Origin of the sequence: Paramuribaculum intestinale (assembly GCF_030759015.1) — a bacterium.
In the GTDB taxonomy this organism is placed as follows: domain Bacteria; phylum Bacteroidota; class Bacteroidia; order Bacteroidales; family Muribaculaceae; genus Paramuribaculum; species Paramuribaculum intestinale.
Map to the genome: position 1 here is coordinate 2,197,681 of NZ_CP098825.1, position 16,143 is coordinate 2,213,823.

At 56.9% G+C, this 16,143-nt stretch carries 19 protein-coding genes; 6 read left to right on the plus strand and 13 right to left on the minus strand.

Annotation, left to right across the window (positions count from 1 at the left end; all coding sequences use genetic code 11):
* Positions 1-7: 7 nt before the first annotated feature.
* The 4 genes from NF347_RS09970 to porQ are packed head-to-tail and all read right to left on the minus strand — an operon-like array spanning position 8 to position 3,118.
* Positions 8-508 carry a 3'-5' exonuclease gene (locus NF347_RS09970; RefSeq protein ID WP_107035947.1) on the minus strand — a complete coding sequence of 167 codons (501 nt, stop codon included), beginning with the start codon at positions 506-508 and terminating at the stop codon, positions 8-10.
* Entirely contained in the window at positions 508-1,377 is an 870-nt protein-coding gene (locus tag NF347_RS09975; protein ID WP_107035931.1) for a 4-hydroxy-3-methylbut-2-enyl diphosphate reductase, read from the minus strand. The genes NF347_RS09970 and NF347_RS09975 overlap by 1 nt, the downstream gene beginning before the upstream one ends.
* Positions 1,374-2,063: a (d)CMP kinase gene (gene cmk, locus NF347_RS09980; RefSeq protein ID WP_107035930.1), complete on the minus strand. Its 690-nt coding sequence runs from the start codon at positions 2,061-2,063 to the stop codon at positions 1,374-1,376. The genes NF347_RS09975 and cmk overlap by 4 nt, the downstream gene beginning before the upstream one ends.
* A gap of 20 nt (positions 2,064-2,083) precedes the next feature.
* Positions 2,084-3,118: a type IX secretion system protein PorQ gene (porQ, locus tag NF347_RS09985; RefSeq protein ID WP_123542183.1), complete on the minus strand. Its 1,035-nt coding sequence runs from the start codon at positions 3,116-3,118 to the stop codon at positions 2,084-2,086.
* Between the two features lie 267 nt (positions 3,119-3,385).
* On the opposite strand from porQ, the gene NF347_RS09990 reads away from it, so the two are divergent.
* Entirely contained in the window at positions 3,386-3,826 is a 441-nt protein-coding gene (locus NF347_RS09990) for an energy transducer TonB (protein WP_161553794.1), read from the plus strand.
* A gap of 12 nt (positions 3,827-3,838) precedes the next feature.
* On the opposite strand, the gene NF347_RS09995 is transcribed toward NF347_RS09990, so the two are convergent.
* From NF347_RS09995 to NF347_RS10005, 3 genes are all read right to left on the minus strand, one after another.
* Positions 3,839-4,153 (minus strand): hypothetical protein, encoded by a 315-nt coding sequence (locus tag NF347_RS09995; protein ID WP_107035927.1) that lies wholly within the window; start codon positions 4,151-4,153, stop codon positions 3,839-3,841.
* Positions 4,154-4,233: 80 nt separating this feature from the next.
* Entirely contained in the window at positions 4,234-4,770 is a 537-nt protein-coding gene (locus NF347_RS10000) for an RNA polymerase sigma factor (RefSeq protein WP_107035926.1), read from the minus strand.
* The gene (locus tag NF347_RS10005) at positions 4,754-5,518 is read right to left on the minus strand and encodes a DUF6249 domain-containing protein (protein ID WP_123542181.1); all 765 of its coding nucleotides are present in this window, start codon (positions 5,516-5,518) and stop codon (positions 4,754-4,756) included. Before NF347_RS10005 ends, NF347_RS10000 begins: the two co-directional genes overlap by 17 nt.
* Before the next feature lie 429 nt (positions 5,519-5,947).
* Between NF347_RS10005 and NF347_RS10010 the strand changes: the two genes are divergently transcribed.
* From NF347_RS10010 to NF347_RS10020, 3 genes are read left to right on the plus strand one after another with little or no spacing between them, the layout of a single operon-like run.
* Complete coding sequence (locus tag NF347_RS10010; RefSeq protein WP_107035924.1) at positions 5,948-6,409, plus strand: hypothetical protein; 462 nt, start codon at positions 5,948-5,950, stop codon at positions 6,407-6,409.
* Positions 6,410-6,454: 45 nt separating this feature from the next.
* Positions 6,455-7,423 (plus strand): polyprenyl synthetase family protein, encoded by a 969-nt coding sequence (locus NF347_RS10015; protein ID WP_107035923.1) that lies wholly within the window; start codon positions 6,455-6,457, stop codon positions 7,421-7,423.
* A complete protein-coding gene (locus NF347_RS10020; protein ID WP_107035922.1) occupies positions 7,420-8,211 on the plus strand; it encodes a TatD family hydrolase in 792 nt (263 codons plus the stop codon). Before NF347_RS10015 ends, NF347_RS10020 begins: the two co-directional genes overlap by 4 nt.
* A gap of 97 nt (positions 8,212-8,308) precedes the next feature.
* Here NF347_RS10020 and nqrF read toward each other — a convergent pair whose 3' ends face one another.
* The 6 genes from nqrF to NF347_RS10050 are packed head-to-tail and all read right to left on the minus strand — an operon-like array spanning position 8,309 to position 14,172.
* Complete coding sequence (gene nqrF, locus NF347_RS10025) at positions 8,309-9,601, minus strand: NADH:ubiquinone reductase (Na(+)-transporting) subunit F (protein WP_107035921.1); 1,293 nt, start codon at positions 9,599-9,601, stop codon at positions 8,309-8,311.
* Between the two features lie 6 nt (positions 9,602-9,607).
* Positions 9,608-10,225 carry an NADH:ubiquinone reductase (Na(+)-transporting) subunit E gene (gene nqrE, locus NF347_RS10030; protein ID WP_107035920.1) on the minus strand — a complete coding sequence of 206 codons (618 nt, stop codon included), beginning with the start codon at positions 10,223-10,225 and terminating at the stop codon, positions 9,608-9,610.
* A gap of 40 nt (positions 10,226-10,265) precedes the next feature.
* On the minus strand, positions 10,266-10,892 hold the full coding sequence (locus tag NF347_RS10035) for an NADH:ubiquinone reductase (Na(+)-transporting) subunit D (protein WP_107035919.1): 627 nt from the start codon (positions 10,890-10,892) through the stop codon (positions 10,266-10,268).
* 3 nt (positions 10,893-10,895) lie between these two features.
* A complete protein-coding gene (gene nqrC / locus NF347_RS10040) occupies positions 10,896-11,615 on the minus strand; it encodes an NADH:ubiquinone reductase (Na(+)-transporting) subunit C (protein WP_237613010.1) in 720 nt (239 codons plus the stop codon).
* Positions 11,612-12,823: an NADH:ubiquinone reductase (Na(+)-transporting) subunit B gene (locus tag NF347_RS10045; protein ID WP_107035918.1), complete on the minus strand. Its 1,212-nt coding sequence runs from the start codon at positions 12,821-12,823 to the stop codon at positions 11,612-11,614. The genes nqrC and NF347_RS10045 overlap by 4 nt, the downstream gene beginning before the upstream one ends.
* A gap of 8 nt (positions 12,824-12,831) precedes the next feature.
* Complete coding sequence (locus tag NF347_RS10050) at positions 12,832-14,172, minus strand: Na(+)-translocating NADH-quinone reductase subunit A (protein ID WP_107035917.1); 1,341 nt, start codon at positions 14,170-14,172, stop codon at positions 12,832-12,834.
* A gap of 371 nt (positions 14,173-14,543) precedes the next feature.
* On the opposite strand from NF347_RS10050, the gene NF347_RS10055 reads away from it, so the two are divergent.
* Together NF347_RS10055 and NF347_RS10060 are read left to right on the plus strand one after the other, a co-directional pair.
* Positions 14,544-15,374, plus strand: a complete 831-nt coding sequence (locus tag NF347_RS10055; RefSeq protein WP_107035916.1) for a MotA/TolQ/ExbB proton channel family protein — start codon at positions 14,544-14,546, stop codon at positions 15,372-15,374.
* Between the two features lie 45 nt (positions 15,375-15,419).
* The gene (locus NF347_RS10060) at positions 15,420-16,139 is read left to right on the plus strand and encodes an ExbD/TolR family protein (RefSeq protein WP_107035915.1); all 720 of its coding nucleotides are present in this window, start codon (positions 15,420-15,422) and stop codon (positions 16,137-16,139) included.
* Positions 16,140-16,143: the final 4 nt, after the last annotated feature.

Below are 16,143 nucleotides of genomic sequence, written 5' to 3' on the forward strand. Positions count from 1 at the left end.
CGCCCGCTCACAGCAACACCATGGCTATCTTGGCGCATGCCTCGGCGTCGGCAAGAGCATTGTGGTGATCGTCAAACGGTATGCCCAAAAAACCGGCAAGCGACGGCAGACTGAACGACGCGCACAGCGTGCGCGGTATCGTGCGGCGCGCCCGCTCGAGAGTGCAATAAAAGTCATAATCGGGATAATCGATGCCATAACAGCGACATGCCGCACGCAGACATCGCTCGTCGAACCGCTTGTTATGAGCCACGAGCGGTCTTCCCCCTATGAAATCGCGTAGCTCGGGCCACACAGCCCAGAATCCTGGAGCATCATCCGTATCCGACGGGCCAATACCGTGGATACACTCCGTAAACCGCCGGATATAGTAATCCGGCTCGGGCTTTACCAGTCGATACAACCGGTCGGTGACCACACCGCCCTCTACCTTCACCGCTCCTATGGCGCAGATGCTCGTCGGCTCGGCATTGGCCGTTTCAAAGTCTATGGCTACAAAATCGTTCATCATCCGCCGGCAAGCTCCTGCGCACGGTCGCGCACCTGCTCCATGAGCCATCGCGGAGTGGAAGTGGCGCCGCATACGCCTATCGATAAGGCGCCCTGCAGCCACGACGCTTCCACTGCATCGGGTCCGCTGACGAGATAGGTCCGGCTGTTCACCTCGCGGCATTCTCCGCAAAGCACCCGGCCGTTGGAACTTTTGGCACCGCTTACGAACAACACCACATCGTGGGCGGCCACAAAACGCCGCAGCCCCTCCACACGACCCGCCACCTGACGGCATATCGTGTCGAAATATCTGAAACTTACGCCCTCGTCCTTACGGCGGCTGATCTCGTCGACCATGTGCCGTAGTCCCTCGGGCGACTTTGTGGTCTGCGAATACAACGCTATCGGGCGGCTGAAATCCACCGCTTCAAGTCCCGACTCGTCCTCCGCCACGATAGCCTCGCCGCGCGTCTGGCCTACAAGACCGTTCACCTCGGCATGGCCATTCTTGCCGTAGATCACAATCTGCGGACGGTCGGCATCGGTTTCATAGGCCTGCTTCACCCTGCTCTGCAGCCTAAGCACCACCGGACAGGTAGCATCAACGATCTCGATATCGTTGCGACGCGCCAGTTCGTAGGTGGCGGGAGGCTCTCCGTGGGCGCGAAGCAGCACCTTGACGCCGTGCAGCCCGGCCATATCCTCGTGAGTGATGGTGACCAGCCCGCGACGGCGAAGCCGCTCCACCTCCGCGCTATTGTGGACTATATCGCCCAGGCAATACAGCCGTCCCTCGCGGTCGAGCACCTCCTCTGCCTTGCGGATGGCTGTCACCACCCCGAAGCAGAACCCCGAATCCTGATCAATCTCTACGACCGGCTTCATCGCGTGCGTTCGTTGAAAATCCGGAGCAGCAGAGCGTCCTGCTCATCGAGAGTCATATCCGAATTGTCGAGCATGAAAGCGTCGGCAGCCTTGCGGAGCGGACTCTCGGCGCGCGTTTCGTCGATATGGTCGCGCTCACGCAGATTGGCAAGCACCTCGTCGTAGCCAGCATTCATATTCTTGGCCTTCAGCTCGTCAAACCGACGGCGGGCGCGGGTTTCGGCCGAGGCTGTGACAAACACCTTCATTTCCGCGTCGGGAAACACCGTAGTGCCGATGTCGCGCCCATCCATCACGATCCCCTTCTCGCGTCCCATCTGCTGCTGAAGATCCGTCATGGCATGACGCACAGCGGCCACAGCGGCCACCGGCGACACTGCCTGCGAAACGGTCATGGACCGGATCTCGTTCTCGACATCCTCGCCGTTGAGCATCGTGCGCTGTCCGTCGGGAGTAACCTTGAAATCTATCGCTATACCGGGCAACGCCGCAGTCAGTCGCGCCTCATCGACGCTTCCCCCGGTGTCGGCCATACCGTGACGCAGAGCGTAGAGCGCCACGGCGCGGTACATCGCTCCCGAATCGATATAACGGTAGCCCACCTGCCGGGCCAGCTTCTTGGCCATAGTGCTTTTGCCGGTAGATGAATAGCCGTCGATCGCAATTATTATCTTTTTGTGTTCCATCAGATCTGAGTGGTCAGTATTTATAAGAACCGGCCTATCTCGGCCGAGAAGTTAAGCATGAGAGTGGCTGCGCTCCTATGAGGCATAGCGAAAGCCGCATCGACACCGAAGCCACCGATATTCAGTCCGCCGCCGATCGAAAATCCGCTCAGCAGATTACGCGAATATGTGGCCATATCGGTGCGTGTCTTGTAGTTATATCCGATACCGATATGAAAGCGGCTGTCGGGCACCAGATCGGCCGCAAGCACCAGATGCCGCATCAGGTTCGAGCCGAACGAATCCTTCAGCTCCGGACGTGCGTCGGCCGTTCCGTCGCCATGTTCGTAATAAGGCAGCGACCACTTGGTCAGATTCCATGCCGTGACAGAAAATCTGACAGGTAGTCCGGGGAACGACTGTGTCCATCCGAGGCGCACATCCACCGGCAGACGGTCGTAGCGCTCGTTGAAGCGTTTCACCTGCCCTCCGAGATTGGTCACCACCGCCGACAGCGACAGGTCGCGGTCAGGATCATAATAATTGATGCCGAGATCCACTCCCACAGCCATAGCCGTATATGAATCATACGACGAATACACCCATCGGAGCGTGGCGCCGCCGCGGAGGCGTTCGGTTATGTCGCGCGAATACGTTGCTCCAAGCGATATGTCGAGCGGAGAGAATGTGCCGGATGCCACCCCATCGATGTCGGTGCGCTCCATGCTTCCGTAGCCGAAATATTTCAGAGCCACGCCCCATGCGCTGCGTTCCCCGACGCCATTGCCGAACACGGCCGAAGCGAAATCAGACGAACTCATATAGCGCATGTAGCCGACCGACAGCACCTTATCGTATTCCGGGCCGAGAAAAGCCGGATTCTGGTCGACGGCGGCCACGCCGGCGTCGACTGCGCTCACGTTCACACCTCCGAGGCCGAAGATGCGGCTCGACGAGCTGATGTCTAGAAATGTGTATGCCGGCGATGAGTCACCGCCGCTGCCGTCGGCAACGGCGACAGCCGGGAACAGGGCGACAGCAGCCGCGGTGGTGAGCAGTCGGAACAATCTACGCATAAAAGGTCATACTTGCTTGTCTGTAAGCCGGAAAAGCCGTCTGATGGCCTGCCGTACCTATCCTATGATGCAAAATTAGTCAAAAACCACGTATGCCGGAAATTATCGCGCCACTTAAAAAATCCAAAACAAAATCAATCTTTCCCAAAAACTCATATGCGCCCTTGTATAATCCCGCCAAGTGTCATATTTTTGCATCGCACAGGCATCAGACAGCCTTGTGACCGACTACCAACGACGCCCATTGGGCTACTCCTTAACTCATTGATGTACCGACTCAAAACCATTATCACAACTTTCTTGCTCACGCTGACCTTCTATGCCGGCGCGCAGCAGCGTATGGTCGTCACCTACCGCACGGTCAGCGCCGACAACCGGCCTCTCGACATCGAGGCTTTCCTGTTTGAGTCGGTCGACGAACAGCCGCATTTTCCCGGAGGCGACGGAGCCATGATGAAGTTCATCAACCGTGAGCGCCAGTATCCCGCGCAGGCCTACCGCCAGGGCATAGAGGGTCGTGTGCTGTGCAGCTTTGTGGTGAAACCCGACGGCGCCATCACCGCCCCGGAGGTGGTGCGCGGAGTGGAAGAGAGCCTCAACAAGGAGGCTCTGCGCATCATAGGCCGTATGCCACGATGGGTGGCCGGAAAGATAGGCGACACAAAGGTGCCGGTCTACTGCATCATAGCCATACCGTTCAGGCGCTGACCCCTGACGGCATCATCCCTCATGCGGCTTGGGCATGAAAGCGCACCCCACGTTCCAGGCCAACGCTCCGGTTAGCGCCGCCATGACACCCGTCGACGCCACATCGCCGACAGTCACCACCGGAGCCGAAACGAGTCCGATACCATAGACCACGGCCAGCACCAGAGTCACCACCAGACCGACGCCGCACACCACGGTTTCGATCCATCCGGCCCAGAACCGCTTCCGTTCGGGCAGGCGCGACATCACCTTGCGTGTAAACCACGGTTCGGGAGGAGCCTGCGGCAGGCTACGCTTCAAAAAATCGCCAAATTCCTTGTCTGTCATATATCTCTGTATTCTTATCAGTTTATCAATAAAACACTTCAAGCTATCTTTAGCCTCAACAACCACATCGCGGCCTGACATCATCCACGGCCCATCACACCGGCCATCTTCTCGCGGGCACGTTTCAGATACACCTTGACAGTGCCTTCGGGCATTCCGGTGATACCGGTTATCTCCTTGATGCTGCGATCCTCCAGGTAGAAGAGCAGCACCAGGCTGCGCTCCGCCGGATTAAGTGCCTGCATCGCCGTGGCCACATCCATCGAGGCATCCGAGGCCCGCTGTCCGGCGTCAGACACCGTTGCGGCATAGGACTCCACCTCCAGGCCGGTCAGCTCCCTCCGGCTGCGCAGATGACTGTAATACAGATTACAGGCTATCTTGTAGAGCCATGTACGGAAGCCCGACAGCCCTTTGAACGACCTTACCGACTCATAGGCCTTCAGAAACGTATCCTGCGCGAGATCATCGGCAAGACATGCGTCGCCGCCGGTGAGGTTGTAGAGAAACCGCCGGAGCGGCTCCTCATACTCCTCCACCAGTCGGCCGAAAGCATTACGGCTGTCGGTCGTGGCACACAGTGCCAGTAGCTTGATTTCCTCAAAGCGTGTGAGCATTGTTGTCGGTTGCGCCGAAATCGTTCATCTGGTTAGCTCCCGCATTGTTGGCCTGACGATTGACAGGCAGGTCGGGGATCTTGGGCAGATTGCGCTCGTTGAAATACAGCTCCGACAGGTAGCTTATCAGCTTGGCTATACCGACAAACACCGGCAACAGCAGCAGGCATGCCATCGGCTTGACATCGACCGTAAGGAAGAAGATAAAGCCTACTATACCCACTCCGATCCATATCAGGGCATTGGTCAGACGGCTCGAGTCGATGCGGTAGATACGTCCGCCGCGCGCCACCGACTCCATGACCGTCGAAGTGCGGGCTACCAGGCCGTTGTTGTAGAACGCATCGGGGAGCGGATTGCCCTTCTCGATAGCATACTCTATAAGGCGATACTTGGCCAGAAGATTCTTGCGCCGGTAGTTGAGCAGCATCCAGACGAGCACGAGCACGAATACGAAAGGCAGGAACACGGCTATCATCTTGTTCACCTCACGGAAGCCGTCGACCTTCGACCGCGGAGCGCCGATCTCCACACTCGGGCTGATGTAGATGGGCGTGGAGCCTATGGAGTCAAACATCAGGGTGGTCTGAAGCTCGTCGCGGATCTGTTCGGTCAGCTCGGAACGCATCTGCTGACGCATTGCTTCGAAATCAGTACGGTTGTCGCTTTCGCAGGAGCTCATCAGAGCTGTCCCGCCTACCATCAGCGCTGTCAGCGCTATTGCACACAAGTTGCGTAATTTTTTCATATCTGTAGAGTGTTGCTTTTTTGATTAATCTGACCTTTAGACGCAGTAGCCGCGCAATCGGTTACATTCCATCGCAAATTTACCCCAATTTTTCACAAACTAAGAGAGTGTTTGAATTTCACTTCTATTCACTCAAAGAGGATTTTCGGAGAGATTTGCGTCAGTTGAGGAGGGAGCGATGCGGGCATCGTGACTGATGAAACCTGACACAAATCGCCCGAAAAGACCTTTGAGAGGATAGAAAGAAGTCCATATATATTTCTTCGTGTTAAATTCAAACACTCTCTAAGAGTTACTTATGATCAGCAGCGGTAGCTTTGAGGCAACGGTGACAGACGTTGGCGGAGCGCCCGATAAAGACAACGTGCTGAAAAACGGATAAAACGGCATCAACGCTACATTGCGCCACTAATTTCGTAACTTTGCAGCATGAAACGTCCACTTCACATTATCATGCTGTCGGCAATGCTCGCCGGATGCTCGTCGACACCGACTATCGACCCGGAGCGTCCGGCCGACCAGCAGGCACAACGGCTGGCCGAAGCCGGCACGACAGAAGCCGCCGAGGCACTCGTCGGATGGCTCAAAAGCGCTTCTCCGGCCGACCGCGACTTTGCACGCAGTCTGACCCGCGAACTCATGTCGATCTACGACAGCGACTCACTGGGACGCACACGCGGCTTTGTACGCTCGCTCGATTCGATCAGATCCACACTGTCACCCGAAGAGCTCGCACATGTCTACGTAGTGTCGACCAAACCGTGGCGGCTCGGAGCCATAATGCGTGCCGACAACGCCGACGACACGCTTCTGCAAGCTATCGAGTCCGACTACGCCGACGATCCGGAAGCGCTCGAAGCGTTCCGGCAAGGATACCGTGGCGAACACTGACCGGCCCCGACATATCACCCACACCATAGCAAAATTCCACAAACAATGCTCCACATAGACCAATACACCGCTGCCGCCGAAGAAGCCGTCGGACAGCTTGAGATACCCGCTGCTCCGGCAGGGCTATACGATCCTGTACGCTACACGCTTCAGGCCGGAGGAAAACGGATACGCCCGGTGCTCACACTCGCCGTGGCCGACGCGATCAGTCCCGACGGCCGACACCTCGCCGTCAATCAGGCCGCGGCCATAGAGCTGTTCCACAACTTCACTCTGCTCCACGACGACGTCATGGACCGGGCCGACATGCGGCGCGGACGTCCGACCGTCCACCGCCAATGGAACGAAGCCACGGCGATACTCTCGGGCGACGCCATGCTGACACTGGCCGGAACCGCGATGATGAAGGGGTGTGACGAGGCGAAGCTGCGCCCCGTCATGAGACTGTTCAACCGCACAGCCATGGAGATCTACGAAGGTCAGCAACACGACATGGACTTCGAGAGCCGCACCGACGTTACCGTCGGGGAATACATGGAGATGATCAGACTTAAGACTTCGGTGTTGCTCGGATGCGCCTGCGCGCTCGGAGCTGTCATGACCGGAGCCGACGAAACCGTGACCGACGCATTCTACGGCTATGGCGAGAGCCTCGGACTCGCGTTTCAGCTTCGCGACGACTATCTTGACACCTATGGCGATCCGGCCACATTCGGCAAACAGATAGGCGGCGACATAGCCTGCGACAAGAAGACATGGCTTCTGATAAATGCTCTTGCCGAGGATACTACCGGTACAGTAGCCGCAGAGATAAGCAATCCGTCGCCACGCGAGGAGAAGATAAGACGCGTAAGAGAGATCTACGACACCCTCGGACTGCCTCAGCGGTGTCTCGGACTGATACGACGCTACGCCGACAACGCTACAGCACGCCTCGCTACAGCCCGACTGCAGCCGGAGGCCTTGCGATTCTTCACCGATCTGGCTATGCTGACAGTGGACCGCACACGATGACCGGACTGATCGACACCCATACCCACCTGTATCTGCCCGAATTCGCAGATGACGTGAACGGCGACGGCACTCCCGATGCGGTTGGCCGCGCCGTCGGCGCAGGAGTGACCCACATGATATTCCCCAACGTAGACCTTACCACCATACAGCCGATGAAACGGCTTGCGGCCGCGCATCCGGCTCACGTGTCGATGGCCATGGGTCTGCACCCGACAGAGGTCGGCGACGACTGGCAGGAAGCCCTGCATAAGATACACGACGAACTGCTGTCGGGCATTTACACAGCTGTAGGGGAAGTGGGCATAGACCTTTACTGGGACGCGTCGCGACGCACACAGCAGATGAAAGCGTTCGACGCGCAGCTGAGCCTGGCCGAAGAGCGCGGACTGCCGGTTATAATCCACTGCCGCAACGCGCTCGACGAAACGCTGGAAGTGCTACAGAGCCATCCTGCGGTATCGGCAGTCATGCACAGCTTCGGCGGGACGGCCGACGACGCAGAACGCATACTGCAGACCGGTTCATATTATTTCGGCATCAACGGTATACTGACATTCAAGAAATCTACGCTACCCGATGCCGTGAAGGCCATCCCGACGGAACGGATGCTGCTCGAGACCGACGCGCCATATCTCGCCCCGGTGCCGATGCGCGGACGCCGCAACGAAAGCGCCTATCTGACGCACACGGCCTCATGCCTTGCCGAGATACTCGGCATCGACATGCAGGAGGTGGCAGATCTTACTTCGGACAATGCCCGCCGACTATTCGGCATTGCAGCCTGCTGACAACAACCGACACCGGTCAAAAGACACCAAACCGAAGCCGCGCCATGACAACTGTGAGTCACGGCGCGGTTTCGGTATCGTTACGTACATCCCGCGGTCAGCCTCCGAAATTATCGTAATGGATGTTTTCAGGCTCCACACCCAGCGAATCGAGCATCTTGTTGACAGCCGCGCTCATCGGACCCGGACCGCACATGTAATATTCGATATCCTCGGGATTGTCATGATTCTTTAGATAGGTATCGTAGATCACCTGATGCACAAAGCCCGGAGTGTAGCTTACGCCCGCTGCGTCGGCTGCGGGATCAGGACGGTCGAGCGCCAGATGGAAATGGAAATTGGGGAAATCCTTCTCAAGCTGCAGGAAATCGTCGAGATAGAACACCTCGTTGAGCGCCCGCGCGCCGTAGAAGAAATTCATCACACGGTCGGTGGTGTGCAGCGTGCGGGTCATATGCATGATCTGCGCGCGCAACGGAGCCATGCCTGCGCCTCCGCCGATCCACATCATCTCCTTGCCCGAATCAAATATCGGATGGAAATCGCCGTAGGGACCGCTCATGCGCACCTTGTCGCCCGGCTTGAGAGTGAATATATAGCTTGAGGCTATGCCAGGCATCACATCCTGAAATCCCACCTCGGGCTTGGGCTTGAACGGCGGCGTGGCTATGCGGACTGTAAGCATTATGCGATCTCCTTCGGCCGGATAGTTGGCCATGGAGTAGGCGCGCACGGTGGTTTCGGTGTTACGGCATTTGAGCGTGAACAGTCCGAACTTCTCCCACGACGGCAGATATTCCTCGCCGATCAGCGACTTGTCTATATCGCGGTCATAATCCATCTCGTAGGGCGGTATCTTGATCTGCGCGTATGATCCGGGGATGAAGTCCATGTGCTCGCCCGGAGGCAGAGCCACGATAAACTCCTTGATAAAGGTGGCCACATTGCGGTTGGAGATCACCTCGCACTCCCACTCCTTTATGTCGAGCACCGACGCCGGCACACCGATCTTCATATCCTGCTTCACCTTCACCTGACAGGCCAGACGCCACGAATCCTTCATCTCCTTGCGGTTGAAGTGGACGGCCTCGGTGGGGAGCACGTCGCCTCCGCCATCGAACACCTGCACGCGGCACTGTCCGCAGCTGCCCTTGCCGCCGCACGCGCTCGGCAGGAACACATTGCTGTCGGCCATGGTGGAGAGCAGCGACTTGCCCGACTCTGCCTCGACATGACGGTCGCCGTTGATCTCTATATCCACCTTGCCGCTATGCACCAGATAGCGCTTGGCCACAAGCAACACCACCACAAGCAGCAGTGTTACGGTCAGAAACAGTAGCGTGCCGGCCACGACTGTAGGCGGAATCGCTGTTAGAATATTGACATTCATGACACTTCAGATTTTAATACCCAGAAACGACATGAAGGCTATACCCATCAGTGCCGTGACTATGAAAGTGATGCCTATGCCGCGGAGCGGAGCGGGCACATTGGAGTAGGTGGCGATACGTTCGCGTATGGCCGCCACAGCCGTTATGGCAAGCAACCATCCTATGCCCCAGCCTGCGCCGGCACAGGTGGCGGTCCAGAACGACGCGAAGCCTCTCTGCTGCATGAACAGCGAGCCGCCGAGTATGGCGCAGTTGACAGCTATCAGCGGCAGAAAGATGCCGAGCGAGGCGTAGAGCGACGGACTGTATTTCTCCACGGCCATCTCCACGAGCTGCGTCATGGAGGCTATCACGGCTATAAACATTATCAGCGACAGAAACGACAGATCGACCGAGGCGTATTCCTCGCCGAGCCACGCGAGTGCGCCCGGACTCAGAACGTAGGTCTGCAGCAGCCAGTTGACCGGAAGAGTGATCACCAGCATGAATGTCACGGCCACACCGAGACCAAATGCCGTCTTTACGTTTTTTGACACCGCCAGAAACGAGCACATGCCCAGAAAATAGGCGAATATCATATTGTCGACGAATATCGAGCGTATGAAGAGATTGATGTTTTCCATACAGTTGTGTAATGTGTGGGAGATTCTTCTATGACATCATTCAGTGTTCCTGAAGATCCTTGTTGCGCGAACGGTGGATCCAGATTATGCAGGCCACTACTATCAGAGCCATCGGGGGAAGTATCATCAGGCCATTGTTGACATAGCCGGCATCGTAGAAGCACTGCGGCACCACCTGCATTCCAAGCAGGGTGCCGCTGCCGAGCAGCTCGCGGAAAAAGCCGACGATGACGAGCACCAGCGCGTAGCCGATACCGTTGCCTATGCCGTCGAGCAGCGAAGGCCACGGGCGGTTGGCCATGGCGAACGCCTCAAGCCGTCCCATGAGGATGCAGTTGGTGATGATCAGACCGATAAACACCGACAGCTGCTTGCTGACATCGTAGGCGTAGGCCTGCAGCAGCTGATCGACGATGACCACCAGACCCGCCACGACCACAAGCTGCACGATGATGCGGATATTGGTGGGGATGGTGTTGCGGATCAACGATATGATGACATTGGAGAACGCCAGCACCGCTATCACCGACATTCCCATCACCAGCGCCGGCTCGAGTTTTACGGTGACTGCAAGCACCGAACAGATGCCGAGCACCTGCACCACCACCGGATTGTTGGCGGAAAACGGGTTAAAGAACACGCTTTTGTTGTCGATTTTCTCTGCCATGGCTTAATTGGATTTCTTCTGACTGAGGTTTTTCAAAAATGCGGCGTATGGCGTCAGGCAGTCGGAGAGCATGGCTCCTACACCCTTTGAGGTGATGGTGCCGCCCGATATGCCGTCGACGTAGTCCTCTCCGCCCAGCGGCTTCTGTCCGGCCTTGACTACGGCAACCGGCATGAACACGCCTTGCTTGAACACCGTCTTGCCTATGAATTCGCTGCTGAACGCCGGCTTCTCAATCTCGGCTCCGAGGCCGGGCGTCTCCCCCTTGTGGGCGAAGTAGGCGCCGTAGATGGTAGAGCCGTCGGCATCAAACGCCACGTAGCCCCATATCGGCCCCCACAGACCCGCTCCATAGACGGGAATGATGTATTTCATCTCTCCGTCGGCCGCACGACACTCGAAGACCGGCAACAGGCGGCGCAGCGCGGGCATCTTGGTCTGCGCGTCGACATCCACGTCGAAGGCATCGCCTTCTACCCGCTTGCCTTCGGCATTGACTATGTAGGCGTCGGTGATATCGCGCTTGTAGGCGGCTATGACACTGTCGGCCGGAACTGTGATGTGCGCCGCCGCGAGTATCTGACGCATCTTGTCGCGGTCGGCATTCTGCTGCTGCCGGTCGTGAAGCGAGAGAGAGGTTATGGCGAGCGCCGCGCCCACTACCACAGCGAGTGCCGCTATGTAGGCTATCGTATATAGATTGCTTTGCTTGTTGATGGTCATGGCTTTGCTTTTACACGGTTTAGACGGCGGTTGATGTTTGTCTGAACGACACACCAGTCGATCAGCGGAGCGAATGCGTTCATCAGCAGCACCGCGAGCATTGCGCCTTCGGGATAGCCGTTGTTGTAGGTGCGGATGATGACGGCGATGACTCCCACGAGAAGTCCGTAAATGTACTTGCCGGCGCCGGTGCGCGCGGCAGTCACAGGATCGGTGGCCATGAACACCGCCGCGAAGGCGAATCCGCCGTAGATGATCTGCTGCCAGGGAGTGAGCATTGAGGCCGGATAGTCGGAATTCTGCAGCACATGGACGGCCACTCCGGCAAGCAATCCTCCGGCAAAGACACTCAGCATCACCTTCCAGCTGGCGATACCGGTGAGCAGGAGAAGCGCCGCGCCGATAAATATGCACAGGGTGGAGGTTTCGCCGAACGATCCGGGGATCAGTCCGAGGAATGCGTCCCAGTTGCTGACCGGATCGCCCACGATATTATGGATTTCGAGCGGACCTCCGGCATGGGTGGCCACCTGTCCGAGAGGCGTGGCGCCCGATATGCCGTCGGCGAAGTTGACCGTTCCTCCAAGCCCGCAGATGGGGCGGGCGGAGATGAACGCCCGGTCGCCGCTCATGCTTGCCGGATAGGAGAAGAACAGAAACGCACGTGTCACCAGCGCCACATTGAAGATATTGTAGCCTGTGCCGCCGAACACCTCCTTGACGAATATCACCGAGAAGGCCGTGGCCAGAGCCATCATCCACAGCGGCGTTTCGATCGGACATATCAGCGGAATAAGGATGCCGGTGACGAGGAATCCCTCCTGGATCTCCTCATGACGCCACTGCGCCACGACAAACTCTATGCCGAGTCCCACCAGATAGGTGACCACGATCTTCGGCAGGATTGCCAGAAAACCGTAGACCATCAGCTCCCAGAACGGGAAATCGGCATGACCCGACCCGAGATAATTCTGATAGCCGCAATTATACATGCCAAACAGCAGACACGGCAGCAGAGCAACCACCACAATGATCATCACACGTTTAGAGTCGAGAGCGTCGTGGATATGCACGCCGCTCCGAGAGGTGTCGCGCGGCGTATAGAGGAATGTATCCACTCCATCAAACACGCTATGCAGCGCTTGAAACCGTCCGCCCGGCTGAAAATGCGGACGTGCACGGTCGAGATACTTCTTTATCAGTGACATATAGTCTCTTATTCTGTTTCTTTTCTGAGATAATCAAGCCCCTCGCGTACGAGCTTCTGCATTTCGGTCTTCGACGGATCGACATATTCGGCAAGCGCAAAGTCCTCCGGCGCCACCTCGTATATGCCCAGCGCCTCCATCCGGTCGATATCGCGCGAGATTATGGCTTTCAGCAGATATTCGGGCATTATGTCCATCGGCATCACCTTGTCGGCGGTTTCCGACATTATCATGGCCCTGTGGCCGCCGAGCATACGTGCGTCGGGGCGGAACAGGCGGGTGAACCGGCTGAAAGGGAACGAGCGGCTCACGCTCATCTTTGCGGGACTGAGCGACGCCCAGCCCATGAACTCGTCGACATCGTCGCCCTCGGGTATGACAGTGATCTGACGGTAGGGGAAGCGGAGATAATCGTCGACATCCACTTTTACTCCGGTGAGCACATTGCCCGATATTATCCGCAGATGTGCGCCGCTATCCTTCAGCTGCCCTCTGACGAGCTGCGCTATGTCGGCGCCGTCGACGGTGGCTATGGCATGAGGACGTTTCACCTCCGAGCCGCATAGCCCCACCAGAGTGTCGAATCCGCGCCGTCCCTCGATAATGAGCTGACCGATGCGGCAGAGTGTCACCAGAGAGAGTGTCCATACGGTTTCGCTCTTGTTGACCGGAGCTATGTTGGCTATCTGAACACCGGCGTTTCCGGCCGGATGAGGCCCGTCGACCACATAATGCAGAGCAGGCGCCCCGACATTGAGAGCGAAATCACGACGTGTACATACATATAAATGTCCGGCGGTCAGCTGCGACAGCGCAGCCACAGCCGCATCAAGGCGTTGCTGGCTGACGGCGGGATGCTTTTCGAGAGGAAGCGCAAGCGGAGCCGAGTCGAAAGCCGTCACGAATATATCGCGAGGCTCTACGGCCGGATCGGGCACTATATCATAGGGACGCTGACGCATCTCGGCCCAGAGTCCCGACTGCTGCATGGCCTGACGCAGCTGCATCGGGCCATCGGCACTCAATGCCGCCGGCGCGGCCACGGCGTCATCCGACGCCTTCACAACCACACGGAGTATCTTCCGGCGCTCGCCCCTCACCACACTCTCCACCGTGCCGGCCAGCGGCGAGCACAGTTTTATCTCCGGGTTGTTCTTATCATGCATAAGAGGCTGGCCTTGCGCCACGGCATCGCCCTCGCGCACATCAAGCCGGGGCAGAAAACCCTCGAAGTCGCCGGGACACACAGCCACGGCGGCGGGACTGACCGTCTCGACCGGAGCGTCGGGCGCCACAGCACCCTCAATCCTGAGATCGAGTCCTCGTTTGAGTTTCAATGTATAAGTCATTGTTTCACATTATCTCCCCTGCGGAGCATTGGTTATGCCGCAAAGTTACCTAAAAAATTTCGAATCATTAACAAATTATTGCCAAAACGTATCCAATACATTCATTCCACAATCTATATGGCTCAAAACATGAAAATAAATCGCTTTTTTTTTGCGTGAATGAAAAACTAATAATACTTTTGCAAAAGCGTAACGCCTGTGCGCGACGCCATCGGCATCTCGCCAAGTCTATTACCACGGGAAACGATGCTGCCCGCCATACCGAGCCGCGCCTCCCCTCCCAAACGATAGATACCTGGAAGACGCCATCTTCTCACAGACACTTCAAAACAATCTATAACCTTAACAAAATCAATCAGTAATTATCAATTATGGAAGCTCAAAAGCCCATCCAGCCTGCAACGGCCGCAAAGCCTCAGGCAAAAAAAGAAGGTAGCAAAGTTGGTGGTATCAAGAACGCGTTCTTGGTGATCATCGCCTGCTTCTTCGTTGCAGTGTGTCTTTTCATCTTCTGGTTCGGCCACGAATCGCACTTTGAAGACGGTCACCCCCACGACATCTGGGGCACCATCTACATGGGCGGCGTGATCGTGCCCGTGCTGCAGACACTCTTCCTCACCGTAATCGTCCTCTCTGTAGAGCGCTGGATCGCCCTTTCGAGCGCCAAAGGCAAAGGCAACATCACCAAGTTTGTCGCTGGTGTGAAGGCTTGCCTGGCCAAGAACGATATCGCCGGCGCACAGGCTCTCTGCTCGAAGCAGAAGGGTTCGGTTGCCGCTGTAGTATCGGCCGCTCTCATTCGCTACGAGGAGATGGACAAGAACACCATCCTTTCTAAGGAGCAGAAGATCGCCACTCTCCAGAAGGAAGTAGAGGAGGCCACCGCTCTCGAAATGCCGGCTCTCCAGCAGAACCTCCCCATCGTGGCCACCATGACCACTCTCGGTACACTCGTCGGACTTCTCGGTACTGTGATCGGCATGATCAAGTCGTTCCAGGCCCTCGCACAGTCGGGCGCTCCTGACTCGACCGAGTTGTCGACCGGTATCTCGGAGGCTCTTATCAACACCGCCTTCGGTATCGCCACCGGTGCTTTCGCCGTAATCTCCTACAACTTCTACACCAACAAGATCGACAACCTGACCTACGCTATCGACGAGATCGGTTTCTCTATCGTGCAGACATTTGCAGCAACCCACTGATCCCCTGTTACACATTAATCAAACTACAACACCTTAATCTGTAATATGGGAAAAGTAAAAATTAAAAGAAAGAGTACCCTCATCGACATGACCGCGATGAGTGACGTGACTGTTCTTTTGCTTACTTTCTTCATGTTGACCTCTACTTTCCTTCAGAAAGAGCCTGTGACGGTGCTCACACCGTCGTCGGTATCGGAGTTGAAGGTGCCCACCGCCAACCTGGCGCAGGTGCTCATCTCTCCCGAAGGCAAAGTGTTCATCTCAATCGCCGGTGAAGCCGACCCCAACGTGGCCGACGGCGAATGGGGTTCGGAGCCCATCCGCAAGGAGATCCTGACAAAAGCTGTCAGCGAATACAACAAGCTCCATCCCAACAAGAAAGTGGAACTGACCGAAGCAGACGCCAACGCCTTCTCCAAAATCAACATGTTTGGAGTTCCGTTTCAGGCACTGCCGACGTTCCTGAGAATGTCACAGACCGACCAAGACAAAGTCATCTCCGATATGAGCCGCTCAGATGTGGGCATTCCTATCGATGACAACAAGGACCTCACCAAGCCCAACGAATTCCAGATCTGGATGCGTGCGATCTACTCGTCAGGCAACGACAACCTGCAGAGCGCCATGAAAAAAGGCGAAGGCATAGCTGTCAAGGCTGACCAGTCGACCCCCTACTCGACCGTTCACCACGTGCTCGACAACCTCCAGACTCTGAAGATGAACCGCTTCAGCTTGATGACTGCGTTAAAAACAGAGCAAGACTAATTCA